At 67.4% G+C, this 20989-nt stretch carries 24 protein-coding genes and 1 pseudogene; 10 read left to right on the top strand and 15 right to left on the bottom strand.

All coding sequences use genetic code 11. From position 1 onward, the window contains the following. The first annotated feature begins 204 nt into the window (after positions 1–204). Complete coding sequence (locus OG804_RS25825; RefSeq protein WP_328390745.1) at positions 205–1737, top strand: aldehyde dehydrogenase family protein; 1533 nt, start codon at positions 205–207, stop codon at positions 1735–1737. 31 nt (positions 1738–1768) lie between these two features. Then, positions 1769–2329: a TetR/AcrR family transcriptional regulator gene (locus OG804_RS25820; protein WP_328390743.1), complete on the top strand. Its 561-nt coding sequence runs from the start codon at positions 1769–1771 to the stop codon at positions 2327–2329. Between the two features lie 76 nt (positions 2330–2405). Here the strand turns inward: OG804_RS25820 and OG804_RS25815 are convergent, their stop codons facing one another. From OG804_RS25815 to OG804_RS25805, 3 genes are all read right to left on the bottom strand, one after another. Next, the gene (locus OG804_RS25815; RefSeq protein WP_328390741.1) at positions 2406–2780 is read right to left on the bottom strand and encodes a hypothetical protein; all 375 of its coding nucleotides are present in this window, start codon (positions 2778–2780) and stop codon (positions 2406–2408) included. Between the two features lie 253 nt (positions 2781–3033). After that, positions 3034–3528: a hypothetical protein gene (locus OG804_RS25810; RefSeq protein WP_328390739.1), complete on the bottom strand. Its 495-nt coding sequence runs from the start codon at positions 3526–3528 to the stop codon at positions 3034–3036. 496 nt (positions 3529–4024) lie between these two features. Next, positions 4025–6241, bottom strand: a complete 2217-nt coding sequence (locus OG804_RS25805) for an MMPL family transporter (protein WP_328390737.1) — start codon at positions 6239–6241, stop codon at positions 4025–4027. A gap of 97 nt (positions 6242–6338) precedes the next feature. Here OG804_RS25805 and OG804_RS25800 point away from each other — a divergent pair, with 97 nt between their 5' ends. Beyond that, the gene (locus OG804_RS25800) at positions 6339–6938 is read left to right on the top strand and encodes a TetR/AcrR family transcriptional regulator (RefSeq protein ID WP_328390735.1); all 600 of its coding nucleotides are present in this window, start codon (positions 6339–6341) and stop codon (positions 6936–6938) included. Here the strand turns inward: OG804_RS25800 and OG804_RS25795 are convergent. Then, the gene (locus OG804_RS25795; protein ID WP_328398747.1) at positions 6911–7789 is read right to left on the bottom strand and encodes a helix-turn-helix transcriptional regulator; all 879 of its coding nucleotides are present in this window, start codon (positions 7787–7789) and stop codon (positions 6911–6913) included. The genes OG804_RS25800 and OG804_RS25795 overlap by 28 nt on opposite strands. Positions 7790–7884: 95 nt before the next feature. On the opposite strand from OG804_RS25795, the gene OG804_RS25790 reads away from it, so the two are divergent. Then, positions 7885–8562, top strand: a complete 678-nt coding sequence (locus OG804_RS25790) for a class I SAM-dependent methyltransferase (RefSeq protein ID WP_328390733.1) — start codon at positions 7885–7887, stop codon at positions 8560–8562. Between the two features lie 156 nt (positions 8563–8718). Here the strand turns inward: OG804_RS25790 and OG804_RS25785 are convergent, their stop codons facing one another. Next, positions 8719–8898 (bottom strand): hypothetical protein, encoded by a 180-nt coding sequence (locus OG804_RS25785; protein ID WP_328390731.1) that lies wholly within the window; start codon positions 8896–8898, stop codon positions 8719–8721. A gap of 368 nt (positions 8899–9266) precedes the next feature. Here OG804_RS25785 and OG804_RS25780 point away from each other — a divergent pair, with 368 nt between their 5' ends. Beyond that, positions 9267–9785, top strand: a complete 519-nt coding sequence (locus tag OG804_RS25780) for a hypothetical protein (protein WP_328390729.1) — start codon at positions 9267–9269, stop codon at positions 9783–9785. 390 nt (positions 9786–10175) lie between these two features. Here OG804_RS25780 and OG804_RS25775 read toward each other — a convergent pair whose 3' ends face one another. Further along, complete coding sequence (locus tag OG804_RS25775) at positions 10176–10625, bottom strand: MarR family winged helix-turn-helix transcriptional regulator (RefSeq protein WP_328390727.1); 450 nt, start codon at positions 10623–10625, stop codon at positions 10176–10178. 259 nt (positions 10626–10884) lie between these two features. Further along, the gene (locus OG804_RS25770) at positions 10885–11172 is read right to left on the bottom strand and encodes a hypothetical protein (protein WP_328390725.1); all 288 of its coding nucleotides are present in this window, start codon (positions 11170–11172) and stop codon (positions 10885–10887) included. A gap of 491 nt (positions 11173–11663) precedes the next feature. Between OG804_RS25770 and OG804_RS25765 the strand changes: the two genes are divergently transcribed. Together OG804_RS25765 and OG804_RS25760 are read left to right on the top strand one after the other, a co-directional pair. Beyond that, positions 11664–11951, top strand: coding sequence for an ArsR/SmtB family transcription factor (locus OG804_RS25765; RefSeq protein WP_328390723.1), 288 nt, complete (start codon positions 11664–11666; stop codon positions 11949–11951). Next, the gene (locus OG804_RS25760) at positions 11948–12334 is read left to right on the top strand and encodes a VOC family protein (RefSeq protein ID WP_328390721.1); all 387 of its coding nucleotides are present in this window, start codon (positions 11948–11950) and stop codon (positions 12332–12334) included. The genes OG804_RS25765 and OG804_RS25760 overlap by 4 nt, the downstream gene beginning before the upstream one ends. Positions 12335–12350: 16 nt before the next feature. Here OG804_RS25760 and OG804_RS25755 read toward each other — a convergent pair. The 4 genes and pseudogenes from OG804_RS25755 to OG804_RS25740 form a co-directional block, all read right to left on the bottom strand. After that, positions 12351–13321 (bottom strand): annotated as a pseudogene (locus OG804_RS25755) (amidohydrolase family protein). Between the two features lie 91 nt (positions 13322–13412). After that, on the bottom strand, positions 13413–13706 hold the full coding sequence (locus OG804_RS25750; RefSeq protein WP_328390719.1) for a DUF6510 family protein: 294 nt from the start codon (positions 13704–13706) through the stop codon (positions 13413–13415). 1 nt (position 13707) lies between these two features. Then, on the bottom strand, positions 13708–14427 hold the full coding sequence (locus tag OG804_RS25745) for a ferredoxin reductase (protein WP_328390717.1): 720 nt from the start codon (positions 14425–14427) through the stop codon (positions 13708–13710). Position 14428: 1 nt separating this feature from the next. Continuing rightward, positions 14429–15034 (bottom strand): molybdopterin-dependent oxidoreductase, encoded by a 606-nt coding sequence (locus OG804_RS25740; protein WP_328390715.1) that lies wholly within the window; start codon positions 15032–15034, stop codon positions 14429–14431. A gap of 601 nt (positions 15035–15635) precedes the next feature. Here OG804_RS25740 and egtD point away from each other — a divergent pair. Then, positions 15636–16610: an L-histidine N(alpha)-methyltransferase gene (gene egtD, locus OG804_RS25735; protein ID WP_442941634.1), complete on the top strand. Its 975-nt coding sequence runs from the start codon at positions 15636–15638 to the stop codon at positions 16608–16610. Between the two features lie 106 nt (positions 16611–16716). On the opposite strand, the gene OG804_RS25730 is transcribed toward egtD, so the two are convergent. Together OG804_RS25730 and OG804_RS25725 are read right to left on the bottom strand one after the other, a co-directional pair. Beyond that, positions 16717–17580: an SDR family oxidoreductase gene (locus OG804_RS25730; RefSeq protein WP_328390713.1), complete on the bottom strand. Its 864-nt coding sequence runs from the start codon at positions 17578–17580 to the stop codon at positions 16717–16719. A 214-nt stretch (positions 17581–17794) separates the two neighbouring features. Continuing rightward, a complete protein-coding gene (locus OG804_RS25725) occupies positions 17795–18718 on the bottom strand; it encodes an aldose 1-epimerase family protein (RefSeq protein WP_328390711.1) in 924 nt (307 codons plus the stop codon). Between the two features lie 101 nt (positions 18719–18819). Here OG804_RS25725 and OG804_RS25720 point away from each other — a divergent pair, with 101 nt between their 5' ends. After that, positions 18820–19239 carry a DUF6325 family protein gene (locus OG804_RS25720; protein WP_328390708.1) on the top strand — a complete coding sequence of 140 codons (420 nt, stop codon included), beginning with the start codon at positions 18820–18822 and terminating at the stop codon, positions 19237–19239. A gap of 13 nt (positions 19240–19252) precedes the next feature. Continuing rightward, a complete protein-coding gene (locus OG804_RS25715) occupies positions 19253–19567 on the top strand; it encodes an SHOCT domain-containing protein (RefSeq protein WP_328390706.1) in 315 nt (104 codons plus the stop codon). 5 nt (positions 19568–19572) lie between these two features. Here OG804_RS25715 and OG804_RS25710 read toward each other — a convergent pair whose 3' ends face one another. Together OG804_RS25710 and OG804_RS25705 are read right to left on the bottom strand one after the other, a co-directional pair. Beyond that, positions 19573–19860, bottom strand: a complete 288-nt coding sequence (locus tag OG804_RS25710) for a DUF1330 domain-containing protein (protein WP_328390704.1) — start codon at positions 19858–19860, stop codon at positions 19573–19575. A 116-nt stretch (positions 19861–19976) separates the two neighbouring features. Next, positions 19977–20987, bottom strand: a complete 1011-nt coding sequence (locus OG804_RS25705; RefSeq protein WP_328390702.1) for an adenylate/guanylate cyclase domain-containing protein — start codon at positions 20985–20987, stop codon at positions 19977–19979. Positions 20988–20989 lie beyond the last annotated feature (2 nt).

Here is a 20989-nt window from a genome sequence, read left to right as displayed (position 1 = left end):
GCGGCGGGTGTACACACCCGGCCGACCGGATAGGGCCCGCAGGCCGACAGCGGGAACTCCGGAATCTCCGGCCGGCGGGCATGTTCGGTTGCACCGACCAGCACAAGTCCACGCCGACAGGCCTACCCACCCGATTGACTAACCAGATAGTTACTGACTACGGTCGAGGAAAGTAACCATCTAGTTAGTTAGGAAGTGGCGTTGATGCCCTACTCGATAGATAAGTTGTTCATCAACGGTCGCTGGGTGGACAGCCACGGCAACGGCGGGCGCCACGGCGCGGCCACCGCGATGAACAACGCGGGAACCACGAACGAAGCAATGCTTCAGGTCCTCGACCCCGCGACCGGAAAAACGTTCGCAACGGCGCCCTCGGGATCGCGACTCGACGCCGAATCGGCAGTGCTGGCAGCACGCCTGGCATTCGATGAAGGGCCATGGGGCCGGACTACTCCACGCGCGCGAGCGGCGAACCTGCTGCGGCTGGCGGCGGCGATCGAGGTCAGGCGCGAGCGGTTGGTCGACCTGATAGTGCGGGAGGGGGGCTTTCCGATTGCCTTCGCCGACCGGGTACACGTACAGACCTCGATCGACACCCTGCGCGATGTGGCCGAGCGGATCCTGCCGGGCTTCGCCTTTCAGCATCCGCTGAATCCGCACTTCGGGACGGCGATGACCGGCACCACCCAGGCCACGCAGGGCGTAGTCGCCCGTGAGCCGATCGGCGTGGCATCCCTGATCGTTCCATTCAACGCCCCGTTCGCGCTCGCCGTGCACAAGCTGGCCTGGGCGCTGGCGGCCGGGTGCACCACGGTCGTCAAGCCGTCGCCGTATACGCCGCTACAGGTACTGCTGCTGGGCGAGATGATCGACGAAGCCGGATTTCCGCCGGGAGTCGTCAACATCGTCACCGGAGGAGACGATGTCGCCATCGAGCTGACCACACATCCCGCGGTCGATATCATCAGCTTCACCGGCTCCGATGCCGTGGGCCGCAAGGTGATGGCGCAGGCATCCGGCACACTCAAGAAGACCGTCCTCGAGCTCGGCGGAAAGTCGGCCAATATCGTGTTCGCCGATGCCGACCTCGATCGGGCTGCCGTCGAAGTAATTGGCAACATGATCGGCAACTGCGGACAGGGCTGCCTACTGCTCACCCGCACCCTCGTCGAGGACGCGGTACACGATGAATTGGTCGACAAGGTGCTGGCACTCCTGCCGTCGGTCGTCATCGGGAGTCCAGCCGACCCGAGTTCGATGCTGGGGCCTCTGATCCGGGACAAGGAGCGACTGCGTGTCGAGCACATGATCCGACAGGGCGAGGCAGAAGGCGCGACCGTGGCATGGGGCGGCGGGCGCCCGACCGGGCTCGATGAGGGATTCTTCCTCGAGCCGACCCTGTTCGTGGACGTGCAGAACACGATGAGCGTGGCACGGAAGGAGTTCTTCGGCCCGGTCGGTGCGATTATCCCGTTCCACGGGGAGGACGAGGCGGTGCGGTTCGCCAACGACAGCGACTTCGGCCTCAACTCCGGAGTGTTCACCTCGGATTTCGGTCGCGCCTTCGCCGTCGCGAGGCGGATCCGCAGCGGCAACGTGAACATCAACTCTTCCTTCGGCGTCAACCCCGACGCTCCATTCGGCGGCTACAAACAGAGCGGGCTCGGCAGGGAAGGCGGCTCGTATGGGATCGCCGAATTCCTCGAGGAGAAGTTCATCTCCTGGCCAGTCGGGTAATTGCGTGATCAGCGGTTAGTATCCTGTGGCCATGTCGCGCGCAGATGCCACGAAGGCTCGGATACTGCAGGCCGCCACGGCCGAGTTCGGCAGATACGGCATCGCCGGAGCACGGGTCGATCGTATTGCCGCGACGGCAGCAGCCAACAAGAATCTGATCTACGTCTATTTCGGCAGCAAGGACCGGCTCTTCGACGCAGTCTTCGATGAGTATGTGGCGCACGGCCTGGAAGCGGTCCCCTTCACAGCGGACGATCTACCGGGTTATGCCGGCGCGCTCTACGATTACTGCCGCACGCATCCCGATGTGCTCCGGCTGGCGACATGGCATCGGCTCGAACGCGGCTCGAACCCGGACAACACCATCGTGAACACGGGATCGACCTACGACGCCAAGACCAAGGCCCTGCGGGCGGCGCAGCGCAGCGGTTCGGTCGGAAAGACATTCTCGGTTTCCGATCTGCTGACGCTGGTCATCGCGATCGCCACAGCGTGGGGGCCGTCCAATGTCGCCGCGATCCCGCGCCACGGAAGGCCGGACGCGGGGCGCCGGGCGGCCGTCGAGGCCGTCCGGCGCCTGATAGCGCAGTAGTGGCAGCTGGGATTCGAACTTGGAACGGTCGACCGGCAGGGACAGGCTGACCATTATCGTCAAACCGGGTGCACACCTACGATGACCAGCCGCTTTCCGGTTGTTCATGTTTTGCGTTCCTGCCGAGGGCACAGAGAACACGCAGGTCAGATGCCCTGTTTCCGAGTTGCTGTTCACTCTGAATCGCCCTCGATACGCAGAGAATACGCAGTGGCAAAACCGGCGCGTGCGGAGTCCAGCCGCGTTGCAACCTCGTCGAGGTCGTCGTCGAACAGATCCGAGTAGACATCCAACGTCGAGCTGGCTTGTCGTGGCCGAGCATCCGCTGGACAGCCAGTACCGACGCGCCCTGCGAGACCGCGAGCGACGCAGCCGTATGACGCATCTCGTGTGGGGTCGAGCCCTCCAGCCCAGCTTCGGCGGCCGTGATGTCCCACCAGTCTCGACGCATATTCCGTACCCGCAGGATGCCCCCGCGGGTCGAGGTGAATACCTCGTCCTCGCTGCGCCTGCTCCGCTCGATCTGAAACCGGCTCCGCGGTATTCGAGTTCATGGTTAATAGCCGACCGCGCCAACGTGTTTCGGGGCGATCGTGTGGATGTCATTGATTCAGAGCCTTGTCTCGCCGCATGCGACATGTCGCGTCTATTTGCCGCCCCCAGTAGAGGTCCGACGCCAGGACGGGACGAGGTTCGAAAGGGCTTCACTCAGGGCAGATGACAATCGTGCTGACCGTCCCATTACCCCAGAGGGTGGTGCTCATCAGCACGCGCCTATCAAGAGACAACACCCAGAACTCAGGCGCGAATCGCGAGGTGAAGCGCACCCCGCGGTGTTCGGCTTCGCCGCCGGCGATATCCCACTCCTCCAGGAGCCGGACCCGGACCCACTCCCGTTCCGGAGCGGAGACAGGGTCCTCCGAGTAATCGACGCTGATCAGGAACTCGCGTCGTTCGTCGAAGAGTCCGAACTCGACGGCCATCCGAAGCCAGCCTGCGTTGATCTTGGCGACGAGGTCGGGATGGTCGACATCGACGACCTCATCGGGCCTTGCGTCGAACCGTCCGTCCTCCGGACCGGAGCTCGCCGGCGACCTGTCGGGCTTCAGCGGCAGCCTGACGTCATCCTCTTCACGCTCAATGAACAGAAGCCCCGCAGGGGCCAGTGCGGCGGCGATATCGGCATCGGTCAAAGACACCCGGACACGATAGTCAAACCGGACGGAGTTCGATACCACCGCCGCAACCTGGGCTGCGACGTCCCCCGATCCAGGGTGACCGGTGGTTCGTAGTCGAAAACCCCAGGCCGGACACTGTCCTCCGGTGCGCCCCTTCTACATCCGCATCGCCAAGACCATCAATCCGCAGCGCTACGGTGACCACACCCCACCAACAACAGGCATCGAGGTACGCGACACGGCCGCGGTGCCCGATGACGAGTAGCCATCCCGGGTCGGCTCGGCGGGATCGGTTCCCGAGTGGATAACGGTGTCGTCGCTGCCTGTGCGCCCATCGGCGGGCAACCCGGGGACAGCTTTCCGCACCTGACGGGTAGCTGACGAATGATCGTCGTCGATGTCGGCGTCACGGTGACGGCATTCGCCGGACCGTCCGATCGCGCGCCGGCCGCGCGATCGGACCTGTTCGCGGACGACGAACGGGCCGGAGCCCCGCGAGTCCGTCGGCAGTCGTCCCTCAGCCCAGCGGACTCGAAACTGCCGCGGGCAGCGCATCCTGTGCGGCGGCAGCGAGTTTCTCCGGCTGTTCGGATTCACGCAGGCCGAAGCGGTCGTGGAAGCGGCGCAGCGGGCCGGGTGCCCACCAGTTCGCATCGCCCGCGAGTCGCATGAGGGCGGGGGCGAGGACGCCGCGGACCACGGTGGCGTCGATGGCCACGGTGAGCGCCATGCCGATACCGAGCTGCTGCAGGAAGGCGACGCCACCGGTGGCGTACACGGCGAACGAAGCGGCCAGGATCAACGCGGCGGCGGTGATCAGTGGCGCGGAGCGGGCGATACCGCGCGGGACAGAGCCGATCGGGTCGCCGGTGCGGTCGTAGTCCTCCTTGATTCGGGTGAGCAGGAAGACTTCGTAGTCCATGGACAGGCCGTAGGCGATGCAGAACATCAGGATGGGGATACTCGGCTCGATGACGCCGGTCGGGGTGAAGCCGAGCAGACCGGCCAGCGCACCGTTCTGGAACCCCCACACCAGTACGCCGAACATGATCGTCATCGACAGCAGGTTCAGCACCGACGCTTTCAGTGGCGCGAGCACGCTGCCGGTCATCAGGAACAGCACGGCGAAAGTGACGAGCATGATGAGCGCGGCGACCAGCGGGAGCCGCGCCACGACGCCGTCGCGATAGTCGACGAGTTCGGCCGGATAGCCGCCCACCAGGACATCGAAAGGTGCGGCAGTGCTGCGCACTTCGCGTACGAGCCCACCGGGGTCGTCGGCCAGCCGCTCACCGGTCGGCACCACACGCAACCATGTACTGTCGCCGCTCACGAAACGTGCGGGATCAGGACTCGCCCTGCCGGGTGCACCCGCTCCGAATACACCGCCCGCCGAATCCACCCGCAGCACACCGGGCAGCGCCGACAGCCGTTCGGCGTACGCCGCGATCTCGGCGATATCGGCCTGCGGGGCCACCACATGCACCGCATCGGCTTCCTCGGTGGCGAAGTCGGCGCGAATCGTGTCGTACATGACGCGCACGGGCTGTTCGGCGCCGACCACCCGATCATCCGGCGGGCCGAAGTTCACGCCGAGCGCGGGCGCGCCGAGCAGCAGCAGAACCAGCAGCGCCGAACCGCCGGCCAGTACCGGCTTGCGCATCACGTAGTCGGCGGTGCGGAACCAGAAGCCTTGTTCGGGAGCGAGCGCCGGTCGCTTCGGCAGCGCGCGGCGGCCGAGCAGCATCAGCGCGGCGGGCAGGATCAGCACCGATCCGATCACCGCCGTCACCGCGACCGCGATCCCCGCGTAGGCGAACGACGACAGGAACGGGAACGGGAAGGCCAACAGCACGGCAAGGCTGGTGCCCACGGTCGCGGCGCTGAACGCCACGGCGCGTCCCGCGCTCGCCACCGTCCGGCGCACCGCGGCGGGTACGTCGTGACCGGCGGTGAGTTCCTCCCGGAACCGATAGATCACGAACAGCCCGTAATCGACGCCGAGACCGATGCCCATGACCAGCGCGATATTCGCGGCGAATGTCGACACCTCGGCGAAACCGGTCACCATCCGCAGCGCGGCCAGGGTGCCGACCACGCAGAACAGCCCGATGCCGACGGTGATCAGCGCCAGCGCGATGCGCCGCAGCACCAACGCCAGCAGCGCGAAGACCAGGGGCAGCACGATCAGTTCGGCGCGCAGGAAATCCGCCGACGCCTGCGCGGCGACATCGCGAAAGACCCCGTCGGCGCCGCCCAGCGTGAGTGTCACCGCGGGATCGGTGACGGCATCGACGATCTGTTCCTCGATGCCGGGCAGAATCTGTGCGCGCACCTGGTCGGCGTCGCCGGGCACCCACGCCAGCACCAGCGCGTGCCGGAAGTCCGTGCCGGCCAGGGTGTCCGGGGCGTCTGCCTGCCAGAACGACGACACATCGCCCACGCCCGGGTACCGGGCCAGGTCGTCGGTGAGCTGCCTGCCGACCGCGACCACATCGGCATCGCGCACATCGCCGCCCGTGGCGGTGACCAGGATCGCGACGTTGGCCGTTCCGGTGCCGAACAGCTCGGCCAGTTCCGCGGCGGCGGCGGCTGATTCGGCGTTCGGATCTGCGAACCTGTTCAGCGACAGCGCGTTCATCGCACCGCTGGCGACCCCCGCGAACAGCAGGAATACCGCCAGCGCGACGGCGATCAGTGCGCGGGGATGGTTGGTGACCGACCGTCCGATCATGGGTCGCCCCTCTGATAATCTTTCGACGTATACGAGCGAATGCTCGTAAGTTGAGCCAAGAATACGAGTGAATACTCGCATTTTCAAGAGGAGTCGCATGGCCGAGGTGCGCCGCCAGGAGCGAGGCCGCCGCCGCATCGAACAGATCCTGCTCGCGGCAGCGGAGGTCTTCGCCGAACGCGGCTACGAGAACGCGACCACCAACGCGATCGCCGCCGCCGCGGGCATCTCACCGGGCTCGCTGTACCAGTACTTCCGCAACAAGGAGGAAATGGCCGCCGCCCTGGCCGAGCTCTACCGTGAGCGACTCGTGGCTTTCCGCGGCACGTTCGAGGCCGGGGACGACCCGGCCGATCTGGACGTGCTGCTGAACCGGATCCTCGGCCCCCTGGTCGAATTCAACCTGGCGAACCCGGGCTTCAAAGCGCTGTTCGCGCGCACCGATATGCCCGCCGCCCTGCGCGTGGCCGTCACCCCCGCGCACCAGGCCATCCATCGTCAGGTGGAAGGCCTCATCGGCGCGATCTTCCCCGAACTCGCCCCCGTGGACCGCTCCCGCACCACCGCGGTCGCCATCCAGACGCTGCGCGGCATGATGCCGATGATCGTCGACGCACCCGAATCCGACCGCCCCGCTCTGGTCGATGAACTCCGCCTCGTCCTGCGCTCCTACCTGCTGGCCCGCGCAGGCCGCTGAAGTCGGCTGCGCCACTCTCGTGGCGCCATGCCGTGGGTTCGCCCGAACAGTCGCGTGAAATAGCCGGGGTCGGGCATGCCGACGCGACGAGCGATCTCGGCGATGGGCAGGTCGGTATCGGCGAGAAGGGCGCGAGCCCCGGCCATGCGGCGTTCGATAATCCAGTCCTGGACGGTGCGCCCGGTTCGACGGCGCACCAGGGTGGTCAAGTGTCCTGGCGTCATGCTGACCGCGCGGGCGACGTCGCGCAGCGACAGGGGCCGGCCGTAGCGTCGTTCGATGATGTCGAACACCGCGGCCAGCAGGGGCTCGTCGCTGCGTCGCAGGTCTGCGACAACGTCGACGGCCATGCGGGCGATATCGATCAGCAGAACCGTCAGATGGGCCTGCGCCGCCTGCCGATAGCCGACCTGGCGTTGCGTCATCTCCTGATCGATCGCCGTGATCGTGTCCTGCCACAGTCCGCGACGATCCACGGGCACCCGCAGCCGCAGCATTCCGCCGGCGGTTCCGTGGACGAATGGGAACAGCAGCGGGTGTGTGCGCCATGCGGGCCAGGGTGCTCGTCCGTCATCGCCCAACGCCGCGGGGTCGAAGAACACCACGAACGCCTCGTCCACGGCGGCGACCGTGGCGCCGTCGACGACTTGGCCGGTGCCCACCACGCAGACCTCGCCGGATCGGTGGAGATACAACAGCGCCGGGAAGTCGTGGATATGCGGACCGATATCGCGGGGCAGGTGGTGCGCGGCGAACCGCCACACCGATACCGGCGGGGTGGCCGGATCGGTCCGGTATCCGTGCACCGGCACTCCGGCCCGGTACCGCACCGGACGGGATACCTGAGGAATGGCGCCGACGACCTCGGACATGTCACCGAAGATAGTCCTGTTCTCGCCGATAATCCGCCAATTATGGTGGTGAGCTGGTGACGATCATGGCAGGTATGACCGAATATCCTCCACATGACATCCCCCGAGCCGTTCCCCAACGACCCGATTACCTGCCCGCCGCGGGCCTGCACGCGCTACTGCCGGGTTACGACCTGTTCTCGCGACTGTTCGGCACCCCGCGAATGCACGACAGGCTCATTACCCAGGCCGACCTTCGCGACGGCCACCGTGTTCTGGAAATCGGCTGCGGAACAGGCAATCTCACCATCAAGGCCAAACACGCCTGCCCCGGTATCGACATCGTCGGCTCCGATCCCGACCCACGGGCACTGGCCCGCGCACAACGAAAGGCGAACGAGCCGAGCGGACTCCGTTTCGAGATCGGCTATGCCCAGCAGCTGCCCTGTTCCGACGGCGAGTTCGACCGGGTGCTCTCGGCGTTGATGCTGCACCACCTGGAGACCGACGTGAAGGCCGGGACCGCGGCCGAGGTGTGGCGGGTGCTGCGCCCCGGCGGGCAACTGCACCTGCTCGACGTGGGCGGCACCTCGACAGAGGGGGACGGCTTCGCGGCCCCGAAGAAGCTGCTGACGCGCCTCGTCCCGGACAACTTCGACGGCACCATCCCCCGGCTCCTGCGCTCGGCGGGGTTCATCTGTGACGAGATGGCTACCCAGCACCATCGCCTCGTCGGCCGGGTCACCTACTACCGCGCCACCCGCCCCAGCTGACCGAGCGACCACGTGCGGCCGGCCCGACGCCGCCCGATATGACCGGCCGGATCTTCCGGTTCCCCCGACTGGGTCGTCCGCCCTCCCGCTCCGACGGCTGCGCTGATGCGCGTCGCCCCGGACGAGCCGGGGAAACGTTCATCCGCGTTCGCGACGTCAGTGCGAATAGTCCCGGAACGTCATGACGCCGCCGACCAGGACAGCCAACACCGTGACGATATAGACCGTGACACGCAACCAGGCCGGCCCGTAGTAACTGACCGCTATCGACGCACCGAGCGCAGCGAGAATCAGCACTATCCCGTAGAAGGGGGTGCGTTGCTCCCTGTCGACCATTCCCCCAGTGTCCTCCGGTGGCACCACGGGTGCCAATGCCGCCGATCGCGCCGGTGCCGCCGCCGGCGGCTCGACGATCATCCGGTTCCGGCCCACGGCGTGTGTTCGAGGGTGTCGCTCGAAACGGCCCTGTTGCCTGATGGTGGGACTGCTCTTCGGGACACGCGGGTCGGATTCGACGTGGGTCGCGTTCGTGGGGACCTGCCGCCGCGACGAGGTCTCGGAGGGGCAGGGGCAACGGTATGCGGCGATCACCGGCCCGGAGAGCCACACCGGCACCACGCCGGTGCCGGAGGGCGGGGGTCGTTGCGTCCCGACTGGACGGATCGACCAGATATCGAAAGGTGTTGGGGCGGTAATGTAGCGGTGTGGCTCTGGAGTGGGTGGCAGTAGTCGGGACGCTGGGCGGAGCACTCCTGGGGGCGGCCTCCACCATGATGATGGAGACCATCCGGGCCCGCCGGGAGCGAACGGAGCGAACCGAGGACACCCGACGTCAGGTCTACGTGAAGTATTTGACGGCGCTCACTCAGACCGACAGCGCGATCCAGGCCCTCGCCATCGAAGGGCCTACCCCGCTGAACCGCACGGAGGTCACCGCGGCATTCCGGTCCAACCACCTCGTCGCGGTGATCTACGAACTCGAACTGGTCGCGCCGCAAGCTGTGTGCGACGACGCCTGGTCGGCCTACGAGCGGCTGCGCGATATTCGGGAAGCCCTGATCGCGCACAGCGTGGTGGTCGAGCGAGCCGGCGCCGGTTCGCCGGAGTGGCGGGCAGTCCACGAACCTTTCCTGGCCGCGCTGAAGCAGCTGCGCGCGTCCATGCGAGGGCAGCAGGGTGGTCTCGCGCTGGAAGCGGGAATCCGGCAGCAGCGCCCGGTGTAGGCGTACATCACGGAACCCGGGTGCTGTCCGCATGAGTGCGGCGCGTTCGCGCTACCGCGCCACGAATTCCTCGACGCGGTCGCCGGGGATTTCGATCACGTTGATGAAGGTGACTCCCTGATCGGTCATGTTCCGGTCCTTTCGGTGTCGGTCGTCGCTGGATCGAAGGTGTCAGGTGACGGAGCCGGGCCGGACGATCATGAGCACGACCACGGCTGCCCAGATCAGGTTGTAGATGCCGGTGACAGCAACACATGGTTCAAGGACCCACTCCATTCATCCTTCAATAAGGCTGAAGGTTAGCAGGTAGCTTCAGTCGAACTGAAGGATGATGGAGTGGGTCAACCGATAGGCGGACCGAACCCGCTGAGAGGCACCCGGCGAGGTTGGTCAGGCGCCGGGCCGAAATCCGGCGAACGCGTCCAGGATGGCCCCGCCCACCTGCTGTTGGATCGGGTCCGCCGCCGGGCCGAACATGATGTCGTCGACCGTGGACACGGCTTCTTTCGCTTCGGCGAGCAGACGGGATCCCTTGGTGGTGAGTTCGATCGTCGACGCCGAACCCGCTCGCGCCGTCCGGTCACGGACGAGCCCCGCGTCGACCAGGGACTTCACCGCCGTGTGCACGCTCTGAACGCTGATGCCCGACATTCGCGCCAAATCGCTGAACGAGGCCCCCGGCACGCCGGAGATATGGCCGAGCAGGCCGAGCCGGCGGACCGTCAGATCCAGCGGCGCGAGCGCGGCGCCGAGTTCGCTCTCGATCCGCCGCGCGAGGGTCAGCACGATGATCGATGCGCTGGTCACGGGCGCGGCGGGTCGGGCATCGTCGGTGGTCACGGATACATTCTCGCGCACCGCCCGTTGCCGATCGGACCGGCCGGACGCGTGCCATAGCGCACGGCCTTTCGTCCGACAGGCTGCCGGACGCGCCGGGGAGTGGTGGACAAGGCGGCCGACGGCGGAATTCTTCGATAGCCGTTCATCGGACGAGTGGAAGACACCACAATCGGGCGGATCTGGAAGGTTCGGATCTCCGGGTGAGAACGCTGGGGACGGGTTCGTTCGAGGTCGTGCGGCCGGCCGGCGAAAGTAGGGGTCAGACCGTCCAGCCCTGCGACATCATGACATGTTCGGCCAGGTCTTCGATCCGCATCATCTCCGGATGGCTGTAATAGATCAGCTCGAACCGGCGCTGCCGCCAAGAGGTGGGGTCCAGCCGGCCCTCATGGCTCGTATCGCACAGTGATTCGAGCCGACCCAGGTCGAACGGTTCCTTGCCACGTGCATGCGCATCCGCCTTGACGGCGGCCAAACGTTCGGACCGCGTCGTATTCGCGCTGCCCCACACCCGCGCCGCGAACTGGCGCGCGTCCTCGAGCTCCACTGACGCTCCCTACCTGCCCGGGTAACCCGGCCCGGCCGACCGCTGGTTTATCCACGAGAAGTTCCGGGTACTAATCTACCCCCCTACGCCCGGGCCCGTATTGCCTACCGCACACCCGAGCTGTAGGGATACTTTGCGCTGTTCAGGGCGCGGCGCCCGACCAGGATGCGGGGCCGCCCAGCGCTCGTCCCGACGCCATTGCGCCACCGCGATTTCCGGGACGATCTCGCATACCGCCTCGAGCGCAGCCGCGCACCGATACGACGGGAACCGGATCCTTGCCGTACTCAACAGGTTTGACCGCACCGAGGCTGCGGGACGCCGGATCGCACGGCACACGCCGACGCCGACCTGCGCGTCAGGCGTTCCATCGCGGTTCGCCGTCCCACGTTGTCGGCCCAACTCCGAGAGTGGGGACGTCGCACGATGCGACCGCGCGCGCGACCGCACCGATATTGACAGGCAAGCATCTACTTGCCTATTGTCGGCCCATGGGCGATATCTTCAAGGCCCTCGCCGATCCCACTCGGCGGACGATTCTCGATGAACTGGCCGAGCACGACGGCCAGACCCTGTTCGAGATCTGCGTCCGCCTGACCACCCGGCATCAGCTGAGCCTGACCCGCCAAGCCGTATCCCAGCATCTGGCGGTGCTGGAGGAGGCCGAGTTGATCACCACGCGCAAGCAGGGGCGGTACAAGTTCCACCATCTCGACACCACTCCGCTGGCCGCCATCGCCGAACGGTGGCCGGCCACCACGAAAGGACAGGCACCGTGAAAATCCACCGGACCAGCGTGTTCGTCGACGACCAGCAGAAAGCCCTCGACTTCTACGGCCGCGTACTCGGCTTCATCAAGAAGAACGACATCCCGCTGGGCGCGGACCGGTGGCTGACGCTCGTCTCACCGGAGGACCCCGAGGGCACCGAGCTGCTGCTCGAACCGGACCGGCATCCCGTGGTCAAGTCCTACAAGGAAGGGCTGGCGGCCGAAGGCATTCCGGGTACCGCGTTCGAGGTCGCCGATGTGCGGGCGGAATACGAGCGGCTGCACGGTCTGGGGGTGACGTTCACGCAGGAACCGATGGAGACGGGACCGGTCACCACGGCGGTATTCGACGATACCTGCGGAAACCTGATCCAGATCATCACCCCGGCCTGACCGCGGCTCGGCGGGTTCAGCGGGTCGGCGACAGGAACCCATCGCGGTCGACCACCGCGACCCCGTCCTTGATCACCAGCAGGATCTTGGCGGGATCTCCCAGCGAATCGATATCGTCGAGCGGATTACCCTCGGCCACAACGATATCGGCGATCTTTCCGGTCTCGACGGTACCGAGATGATCGTCCAGACCGCACAGTCGAGCCGACGTCCGGGTACCGGCGACGATGGCCTCCGCGCGGGTGAGTCCGCCGAACTTCACGCCCGCCTCGACCGCCGCCTCGATTCCCGCGTAGCCGATGGCGTGCGCGGCAACCGGCTCACCGCCGTAGGCGATGCCCTCTTCGACCGCGTCGCGGATCAATTCGGTTCGCATACCGAGCCATTCGGGCTGGTCGTTCGGGCTGGTGACGCCGCCACTGGACGCCACCTCGAGCCACATCCGCGCCCACGGCGATCAGCCGGCGCACGGCCTTGCGTATCTCGTCGACGCTGTCGACGCGATACGGGGGCGCCTCGGGGGCGGCGAGATACGGGGTCGGATCGAAACCGGAGCGGAGCGAGATCGGCGTGGCCGGCCGACTGACTCAGCATATTGATCGCCACCAGCAGCCGGGGCCCTCGATGAGGCCGCCGGCGATCGCGTCACGGTATCCGGTGTCGAGACCCATGAGGTCGCGAGCCGTGGTGACGCCGTTGTGCAGCGTCACCCGCAGGCGTTCCACCACAGCCAGGGTGCGGTAGGAGGCGGGTTGGGCGAGACCGTCGTAGAGGGTGCCTTCGCACCCGGAGCGCGAAATGCACGTGGCAGTCGAAGAATCCGGGGCAGATGGTGTTGCCGCGCAGATCGATCCGCGGCTCCGCGCCGACATCGGGTTCCGCACCGCGCGGCCCGACCCAGGCGAACCGGCCGTCGCGGACGAGGACCGCCGCGTCCGGTAGCGGGTCGCCGCCGCGTCCGTCGATGAGCCGCGCATTGTGCAACAGCACGTCAGGCTCGTTCACCGAAGTATCGGCTCAGCACAGTGGTCACACTCTCCTCCGATCCTCGCGGGACGATCCGAACTCGGTCGGCGGCTCAGGCCGGTGGGGCCGGCAGGCGTAGCGACGCGCCGGAACCGAGATCCAGCCAGGTGCCGGTGGGCGTCTCGGTGATCCGCAACAGCACGCGAGCACACTGCGAGCAGCGCGCCACCCGGCCGGGACAGTGGGTGTAGACCATGGCCGAGGCCAGCGGGCCGGTGCGACCGCAGTGCCCGCAGCGGCAATCGCAGAGGGTGATATCGGCGACGAACACTTCCGACAGCGGGCCGGCCAGCGCATTGCCGTCGACGTGGTCGTCGCCGAAAGCGCGAGATCGTGAGGTCGTCATTTCATCCTCCGCTCGGACCGAACCGCTCGGTGCGCACGACGCCCGGCGCGTACCCCGCGCCCACCAGCAGTTCCGCGGCCGCCTCGACGAAACCCGTTGGGCCACAGACGTAACAGGTGACGCCGGACGACGGCGGTCCAGTGTGATCGGCGAGGTCGGCGGCGGTGAGCCGGCCGACGGGCCGCGGGAAACCGGCCGGGGCGCGCCGGGTGTACAGGAGATCCACCCGCGTCCGCCCTTCGCCGGGCTGGTCCAGTTCGTCGCGGTAGTACCGTCCGCCGGGCTCGCGCACGGAATAGATCAGGCGCAGCGGCGCGGCGCAACCCGCGCCCCGGTGTGCCCGGACCATCGCCATCAGCGGGACGATGCCGGCGCCTCCGCCCACCAGGAACACCGGCGATTCGGAAGGTTCCCAGACGAACCAGCCGCCGACGGGTCCGCGTATCTCGATGAACGCGCCCAACGGGAGCGTGTCCACCAGGTAAGGCGACACTTCGCCGCCGGGCACCCGTTGCACCGTCAACTGCACCAGGTCGCCGGCGGCGGGAGCGGCCAGGGAGTAGCTGCGCTCGGCGTGATAACCGTCGGGCGCGGTGAGCCGCACGTCGACGTGCTGACCGGGCAGATGCCCCGGCCATCCCGGTATGCGCAGGGTGAGAGTGCGCGCGCCGGGTGCCTCCGGGCGCGCTCGCACGAGCTCTGCCGCCAGCCACCGCGCCACCTCAATCGTCCCGGTAGCGTTGCTCGCGCCACGGGTCGCCGTAGTCGTGGTATCCGGCGGACTCCCAGAAACCGGGGATCTCCTCATCGAGGAGCTGGATCCGGGTGACCCATTTGGCCGATTTCCAGAAGTACAGATGCGGAATGAGCAGGCGGGCCGGGCCGCCGTGTTCCGGATCGAGATCGCGGCCACCGAAACTGTGCACGATCCAGGCCCGGCCGTCGGTGAGATCCTCGAGCGGGACATTGGTCGTGTAGCCGCCGTACGACTCGATCAGCGCGTAGTCCGCCTGGGTCTCGACTTCTTCGAGCAAGGTGTCGAAGGAGACGCCCGTCCAGTCGGTGTCGAGCTTCGACCAGCGGGTGACGCAGTGGATATCGACGTGCGGAGATTCCTGCGGCAGTCCCTGGAATCGGTCCCGATCCCAGACGGTTTTCGCACCGCTCTCGGCGACAATGGTGAGAGTCCAGTTCTCCGGATGGACCACCGGCGTCGGGCCGGCCGAGAGCACCGGGAAATCCTCGGTCGAGTACTGGCCGGGCGGCAGACGGGTGTCGGTGTCGGCGGTGGGCCGGCGACCGGAGAATCCCGGTGAGAAAAGCGGCATCCTTCTCTCCCGTCCAGGAGCGGAGCGTTTGCACGGCACACGACGATCGGTGAATAACCGAATAGTAGCCAATATTCAGCGCACGGTCCGCAGCTGTGGCGAATCAGGGAGATTGCAGAAGAGAAACGGCCGATATCTACCTGCAGGATCACCGGCAGCATCGAAGGTGCTGAATAATAGCCGGATGCCTCGCCAAGCGGGCGCTCGACCTCGGCGCGCAGTTCCCTGAGCTCCCGGTGCAGCGCCTGGAGGCAGACGAGCGCCGCACCGCCGGCGTCGCCCGCGTAGATGACTTCCTCGTCGTCGCCGAGCGCTGACGCGGCCATGAAATCCTCGGCCATCGGGCCCAGTGGCGGACGTGGGCGGGTTCCCGTTCACAGCGCCGACCGCAACACACTTTCAGAACATCGGCCGCGGCTTCTCGGAATATCCGCATCCGGCGGTCAGCGCCCTGATCCGGCGGTCATCCGGCCCAGCTGTGGCACCGCGATACACGGTCCGATATGGGCAGGTGCGGATATTCCGGTCCCATTCGGCGGATGTCCCGGAACCGCGCTTCCCATAACTTCTCGACAAGAGCCGCAGGAAAAGGAGACCTCCGTTGGCTACCGTACCCACGTTCGACATTCAGCTCACGGAAGCCGACCTGCGCGATCAGTTGCGGACGGATGTGCTGTGGGGTTTGACCGGCAGCCGGAAATGGCTTCCGCCCAAATGGTTCTACGACGCGCGCGGTAGCAAACTCTTCAACCTCATCACCGGCCTGCCGGAGTACTACCCCAGCCGCACCGAACGGGCGTTGCTGCGCACCGCCGCCGAGGATATCGCCGACCTCGCGTACGGCGCGACCGAACTGGTCGAACTCGGTTCGGGGTCGTCGGAGAAGACGCGCCTGCTGCTCAACGCGCTCAGCCGACGCGGGTCACTGTGCTCCTACGTACCGCAGGATGTGTCCGAAAGCGCGCTGCGCTCGGCCATCGATTGGATCGGCGAGGAATTCCCGCAATTGTCGATCCACGGAATCGTCAGCGATTTCACCACCATGCTGCCCGCACTGCCGCACGGTGGCCGGCGCCTGGTCGCGCTGCTCGGCGGGACGCTGGGCAATCTCCCGCCCCGGGAACGCGCCGCATTCCTCGGCGAATTGCATCGGGTGCTCGTCCCCGGTGAACAGGTGCTCTTCGGGATAGGTCTGGTGACCGACCCCGCCGTGATGATTCCCGCCTACGCTGACGCCGCCGGTGTGACAGCGGAATTCAACCGGAATGTGCTGCGGGTGCTCAACGATCGTCTCGGCGCCGATTTCGATCCGTTCGCATTCGACCATCTCGCGGTATGGGATCGCGACCTCGAATGGATCGAAATGCGTTTGGTCGCCACCGAGCCCATGCGGGTCACGATCCCCGAACTGGATCTCGTCGTCGAATTCGCCGCCGGAGAACAGATGCGCACCGAGATCTCGGCGAAGTTCCGGCTGCCCGGTTTCCGCGCGGAACTGGCGGCGGCCGGCTTCGCGATGCGGCAGACCTGGACCGATCCCGCCCACCGATTCGCGCTGGTGCTGGCCGAGAGATGAGTCCGGTTCCGGCCGGCGCCGCGGCGGCGGGTGGGATCCACCCGGTGTCGGGTGAACTCCGCCGGACCTGGCGCGGTTAGCGCCGGGTCGCGCACGTCGGGCCGGGCTACCGGAACAGCGTCAGGTGGTCGGCGACCCATTCGGCATACGTACGCGGCGCACGACCGGTGAACTGCTGTAACGCATCCGAAATCGCAATGGGTTCACTGCCCGCGTACTCGAAGGAACGCAGCAGTCCGTCCACAGCCCATTCCGCGGCCCCCGCGTCCAGGAGTTCCCGGCGCACGACGGCAGGCGGCACTTCGTCGAAGGCGATATCGGTGCCGAGGAGCCCGGCGATGATCGCGACCAGTTCGCGGGGTGTCAGCCGCTCGGGCCCGGTCAGGAGGTGATCCGACCGTCCCGGCCGGGCCGCGCGCAGCAGCGCCGCGGTGATCGCGTCCGCGACATCGCGTTCGTCGATCGGCGCTATCGCCACGTCGGCGTAAGGGGCGCCCGCGGATCGGGCCTGCTGGATACCGGCCGCCCACCAGTGCGCGGTATTCGACGCGAACAGGGTGGGCCGCAGGACCGTGACATTGCCGGTGAACTGTTCGATCCGATTCTCGAGCGGACGGTACCCGGCCCCGATCGGGCTGTCCGGGTCCAGCGCGGACGCCGACGACAGCAATACGAGCCGGGTGGTCCCGTGTGCATGGGCCGCGGCTACCAGTTCGTCGAGCCGCCGGACGGGGTCGACGGCCGGATCACCGAGCCCCAGCGCGGTGACATTGACAAGAGCGGCGTGCATGCCTGCCAGCAGATCACCGAACGGCTGTTGCGCGGCAACGCATTCGACATCGCTGGGCAACCCGGCCGTGGACGGGTCCCGGCTCACCGCCCGGACCTCCGCGCCGCCGGCGGCCAGCCCGTCGACCACTCGCCGCCCGACCGCACCGGTCGCGCCGGTGACCAGGACCGCCGTCCTCATACCGATGCCGCCGAAGCGGTGGGCAACGCGACCCCACGCCCTGATCCGAGCCCGAAGACCGATATTCGAATGCTCCCGACTGACATGGCCACATGGTATTCCCGACCGGGCGGTCGAGTGGACGACACGTGCGTGAGCGCACCGGGCTCGGGAATCGCGGAGATCGTCCGCAACACTGGGCACGCGAACTGCGGCAACAGCCCATCCGGTCGGGTCATGCCCCGGAATCGGTGTACCGGATCGCCCACCCGCCCTCCCAGCTCGCATCGGGGTCGAGCCAGCGCAGCCCCTGTCCGGAATTCAGGGCATCGGGCGGGGCGGTCATCGGCTCCAGCGCGATCGCGAGCCCCCGGCCCGGCGGCCGCGGGAATTCGCGAGCCGTGAACACCTGGAGATAGCGCCAGTCCGCACCCTGGACGAGTTCGACGGTCGCGCCGTCCGCGGCGGTGAGCCGGGCGGCGGCGCCGGGCACGATTCCGCCGAACGGGGTATCGAGGTCCAGATCCCCCACCCGGACCCCGGCGCGCAGATCGAAGCGGGTACCCGCGACCGGCCGTTCGGCAGTCGGATTCATTCGCTCGTCGACCTCGAAATAGCTGCTCGCGGCCACGGTAAGGGTGAGATCTTCGATCGAGGCGTCGCCGATCCGGAAGTACGGATGCGCCCCCACCGCATACGGTGCGGACCGGTCAGCGTGGTTCATCACCCCGTGAGTCACGCTCAGTCCGTCGGGACGCAGTTGGTAACGGACCCAGGTGTCGAGCAGGAACGGCCAGCCGTGCTGCGGTGGTACCAGCGCCCCGAGAGTCACCGCGCCGGCGGACTGTTCGCGCACCTCGTACTCGGTATTGCGGAGCAGCCCGTGGATCGCGTTGGATCGCGACACCTCGGTGATATCGAGTTGCTGCGCTGTGCCGTCGAGATCCCAGCGGGCGGCACGTACGCGATTCGGCCACGGCGCCAGCACGATACCGGCGGCCATCGGCGGCGGGGAATCGGCCGGAACCGATTCGGTGAGCGCGACACCACCGACGGTGAGTCCGCGCAGCACGGCGGCCACCGTCCCGATCTCGGCGCGCACACCCGGCATCTCGAGGACGATCGATCGGCCTGTCGCAGTGCGATCGGATGTGTTCACCCGATCAGCCTAGGTTCCGCGCGCGTCGGCGCCACCGAGCGCGCGGTTTCACCCGTATCGGATGAAGCGGACGAGGCGGCCCGGGCCACAGGATCGAGGACATGACGAACGACCGCCTCGGCCCTGTGGAGCTGGCCGTGCTGACCTTTCCCGCGGACCGCGTCGCACCGACGGTGGTGGACGCGCTGCGGGAGGTGGTCGATCACGGTGCCGCGACGATCATCGATCTGATCTACCTGGCGAAGACCTCCGACGGCGATATCGTCCAGCTCGAGGTGGACGAACCGCTGGACGACGTCGGACTGGGCGGGTTGTCCGTCGATCCGCGCGGCCTGGTCAGCGACACCGATCTGGACGTGGTGCGCGAAACCCTCGAGCCGGGGATGTCGGCCGTGGTGGTGGTGTACGAGCAGACCTGGGCCCGCGAACTGGGCGCCACCGTCGCCGCGGCGGGCGGTGAACTGGCATTGCACGTCCAGATCCCGCGCGACGCCGTGGACGCGGCGCTCGCCGCCTCGTGAGAAGGGAAGCGACATGGTGTTCAGAGGAGGGCGAGTAGGCCGGCCGGGGCTGCTGGGCACCGTTGCCCGCACCGCGGTGGTGGCCGGGACCGCCCGCGCGACCTCCAATGCCGTCGACCGGCGCGCGCAGCGGCGGGCGGGTGAGCAGCAGGCGTACGCGCAGCAGCAGCAGGCCTACGAGCAGCCGCCGGCGCAGTACGCGCCGCCGCCGCCCGAGCAGTCCGAGGACGACCTGGTCGCCAAGCTGGAGCGTCTCGGCCGGCTACGTGATGCCGGCACGCTGTCGGATCAGGAGTTCGCGGCCGCCAAGGCCCAGCTGCTGCGGTAGCGGGCTCAGAGCCCGTTGACGATCACCGCGTTGCAGTCGGCCGCCGCCTGCCGCAGCGGGACAGCGGCCTGGTACTCCTCGGATTCGTACCAGGCACGGGCGGCCGCGGTGGACTCGAACTCCAGCACCACCGTCTGGGTGGCGGGCCACTCCCCCTCGAGGACCTCGAACTCGGTATCGATCGCCAGGATCTTCACACCGTCCGACATCGCCTTGGCGGCGGCTTTGCCGTATTCGGCCATACCGGCCGGGTCCTTGATCAGCTCGGTGACGATGACATAGCCCTTGGCCATCCTGGATCTCCTTTTCACGCGCGAGCCGAGATCGACTCCTCGACGACCCTACCCAAAGGTTTATTTACGTTGTCAGAAATCTCGTATTCTCAAATCAAGAGTCTTGATCACGCAGGTCAGTGTGATGATTTTCCATTGCGCCGGAGCAGATGTGGCCGCAGCCGGTTGAACCCCCGGACCCGGACGCTGCGCAACTGCCGGACGCTGAACTCCGCCTCCCCGTCCAGTTCCGGCGCGAGACCGTCGTCCACCAGGATCGTGCCGGGGCGGGCGACGCCGGTGAGCCGGGCGGCGATGTTCACCACCGACCCGTACAGGTCGCCGAAACGCTGCAGCACCGGACCATAGGCGAGCGCGACCCGCAGTTCCGGTGTGGTGCCGACGGTCATGGTGGACTCCTGCAGGGCCAACGCGATCCGCGCCGCCGCCAGCGGCGATTCGGCCGCGAACATCACTTCGTCGCCGACATTCTTGATCACCCAGCCGCCGTTCTCGGAGATCGCCTCGGTGGTGGTGGATTCGAACGCCTCCAGCAGGGTGGACAGTTCGTCGGGGTGCAGGTGGCGGGTGAGCCGGGTGTAGCCGACCATATCCGCGAACCCGACGGCCAGCACCCGGGTCGAGTCCGCGGCGACCGTGGTCTCCCCGAGATTCCGGGCGAGCGCGGCGTCGAGATGACGCCGCCAGGCATAGGACAGCAGACTCTCCAGCAACTCCACCGTCTCGGCGGTGGCCGCGCGGGTGATCCGGTCCGGGTCCGCGCCCGGTCCGGCCGCGGCGACCCGGCGATCGATCTCGTCCAGCACCAGGTCGACCTGCCATTCGGCGAGGCGGGCCATGGTCTGGCCGATAGTGCGAGCCGTCGCGGCCTGCTGCCGGGCGTCCGCGCCGGCCAGGATGCCGACCTCCCGGAACCGCTGGATGGCCGCGATATCGGCATCGGTGTAATCGCGCGCGCTGTCGTCCTCGCTCGCCGGAAAACCCAGCGATACCCACAGGCGCCGCGCCAGATCAGGCGTTACCTCGGCCTTCTCGGCCACCTCGTTGCGGTTGTAGCGGCGGCTGCCCGCGAGCAGGCTCGCCTCGGCCGCCGCTCGCACCAGATCGGCTCTCTCCTGCGACACCATGG

The organism is Nocardia sp. NBC_00416, from assembly GCF_036032445.1.
In the GTDB taxonomy this organism is placed as follows: domain Bacteria; phylum Actinomycetota; class Actinomycetes; order Mycobacteriales; family Mycobacteriaceae; genus Nocardia.
This window is presented reverse-complemented; position numbering and strand designations above follow the sequence as displayed.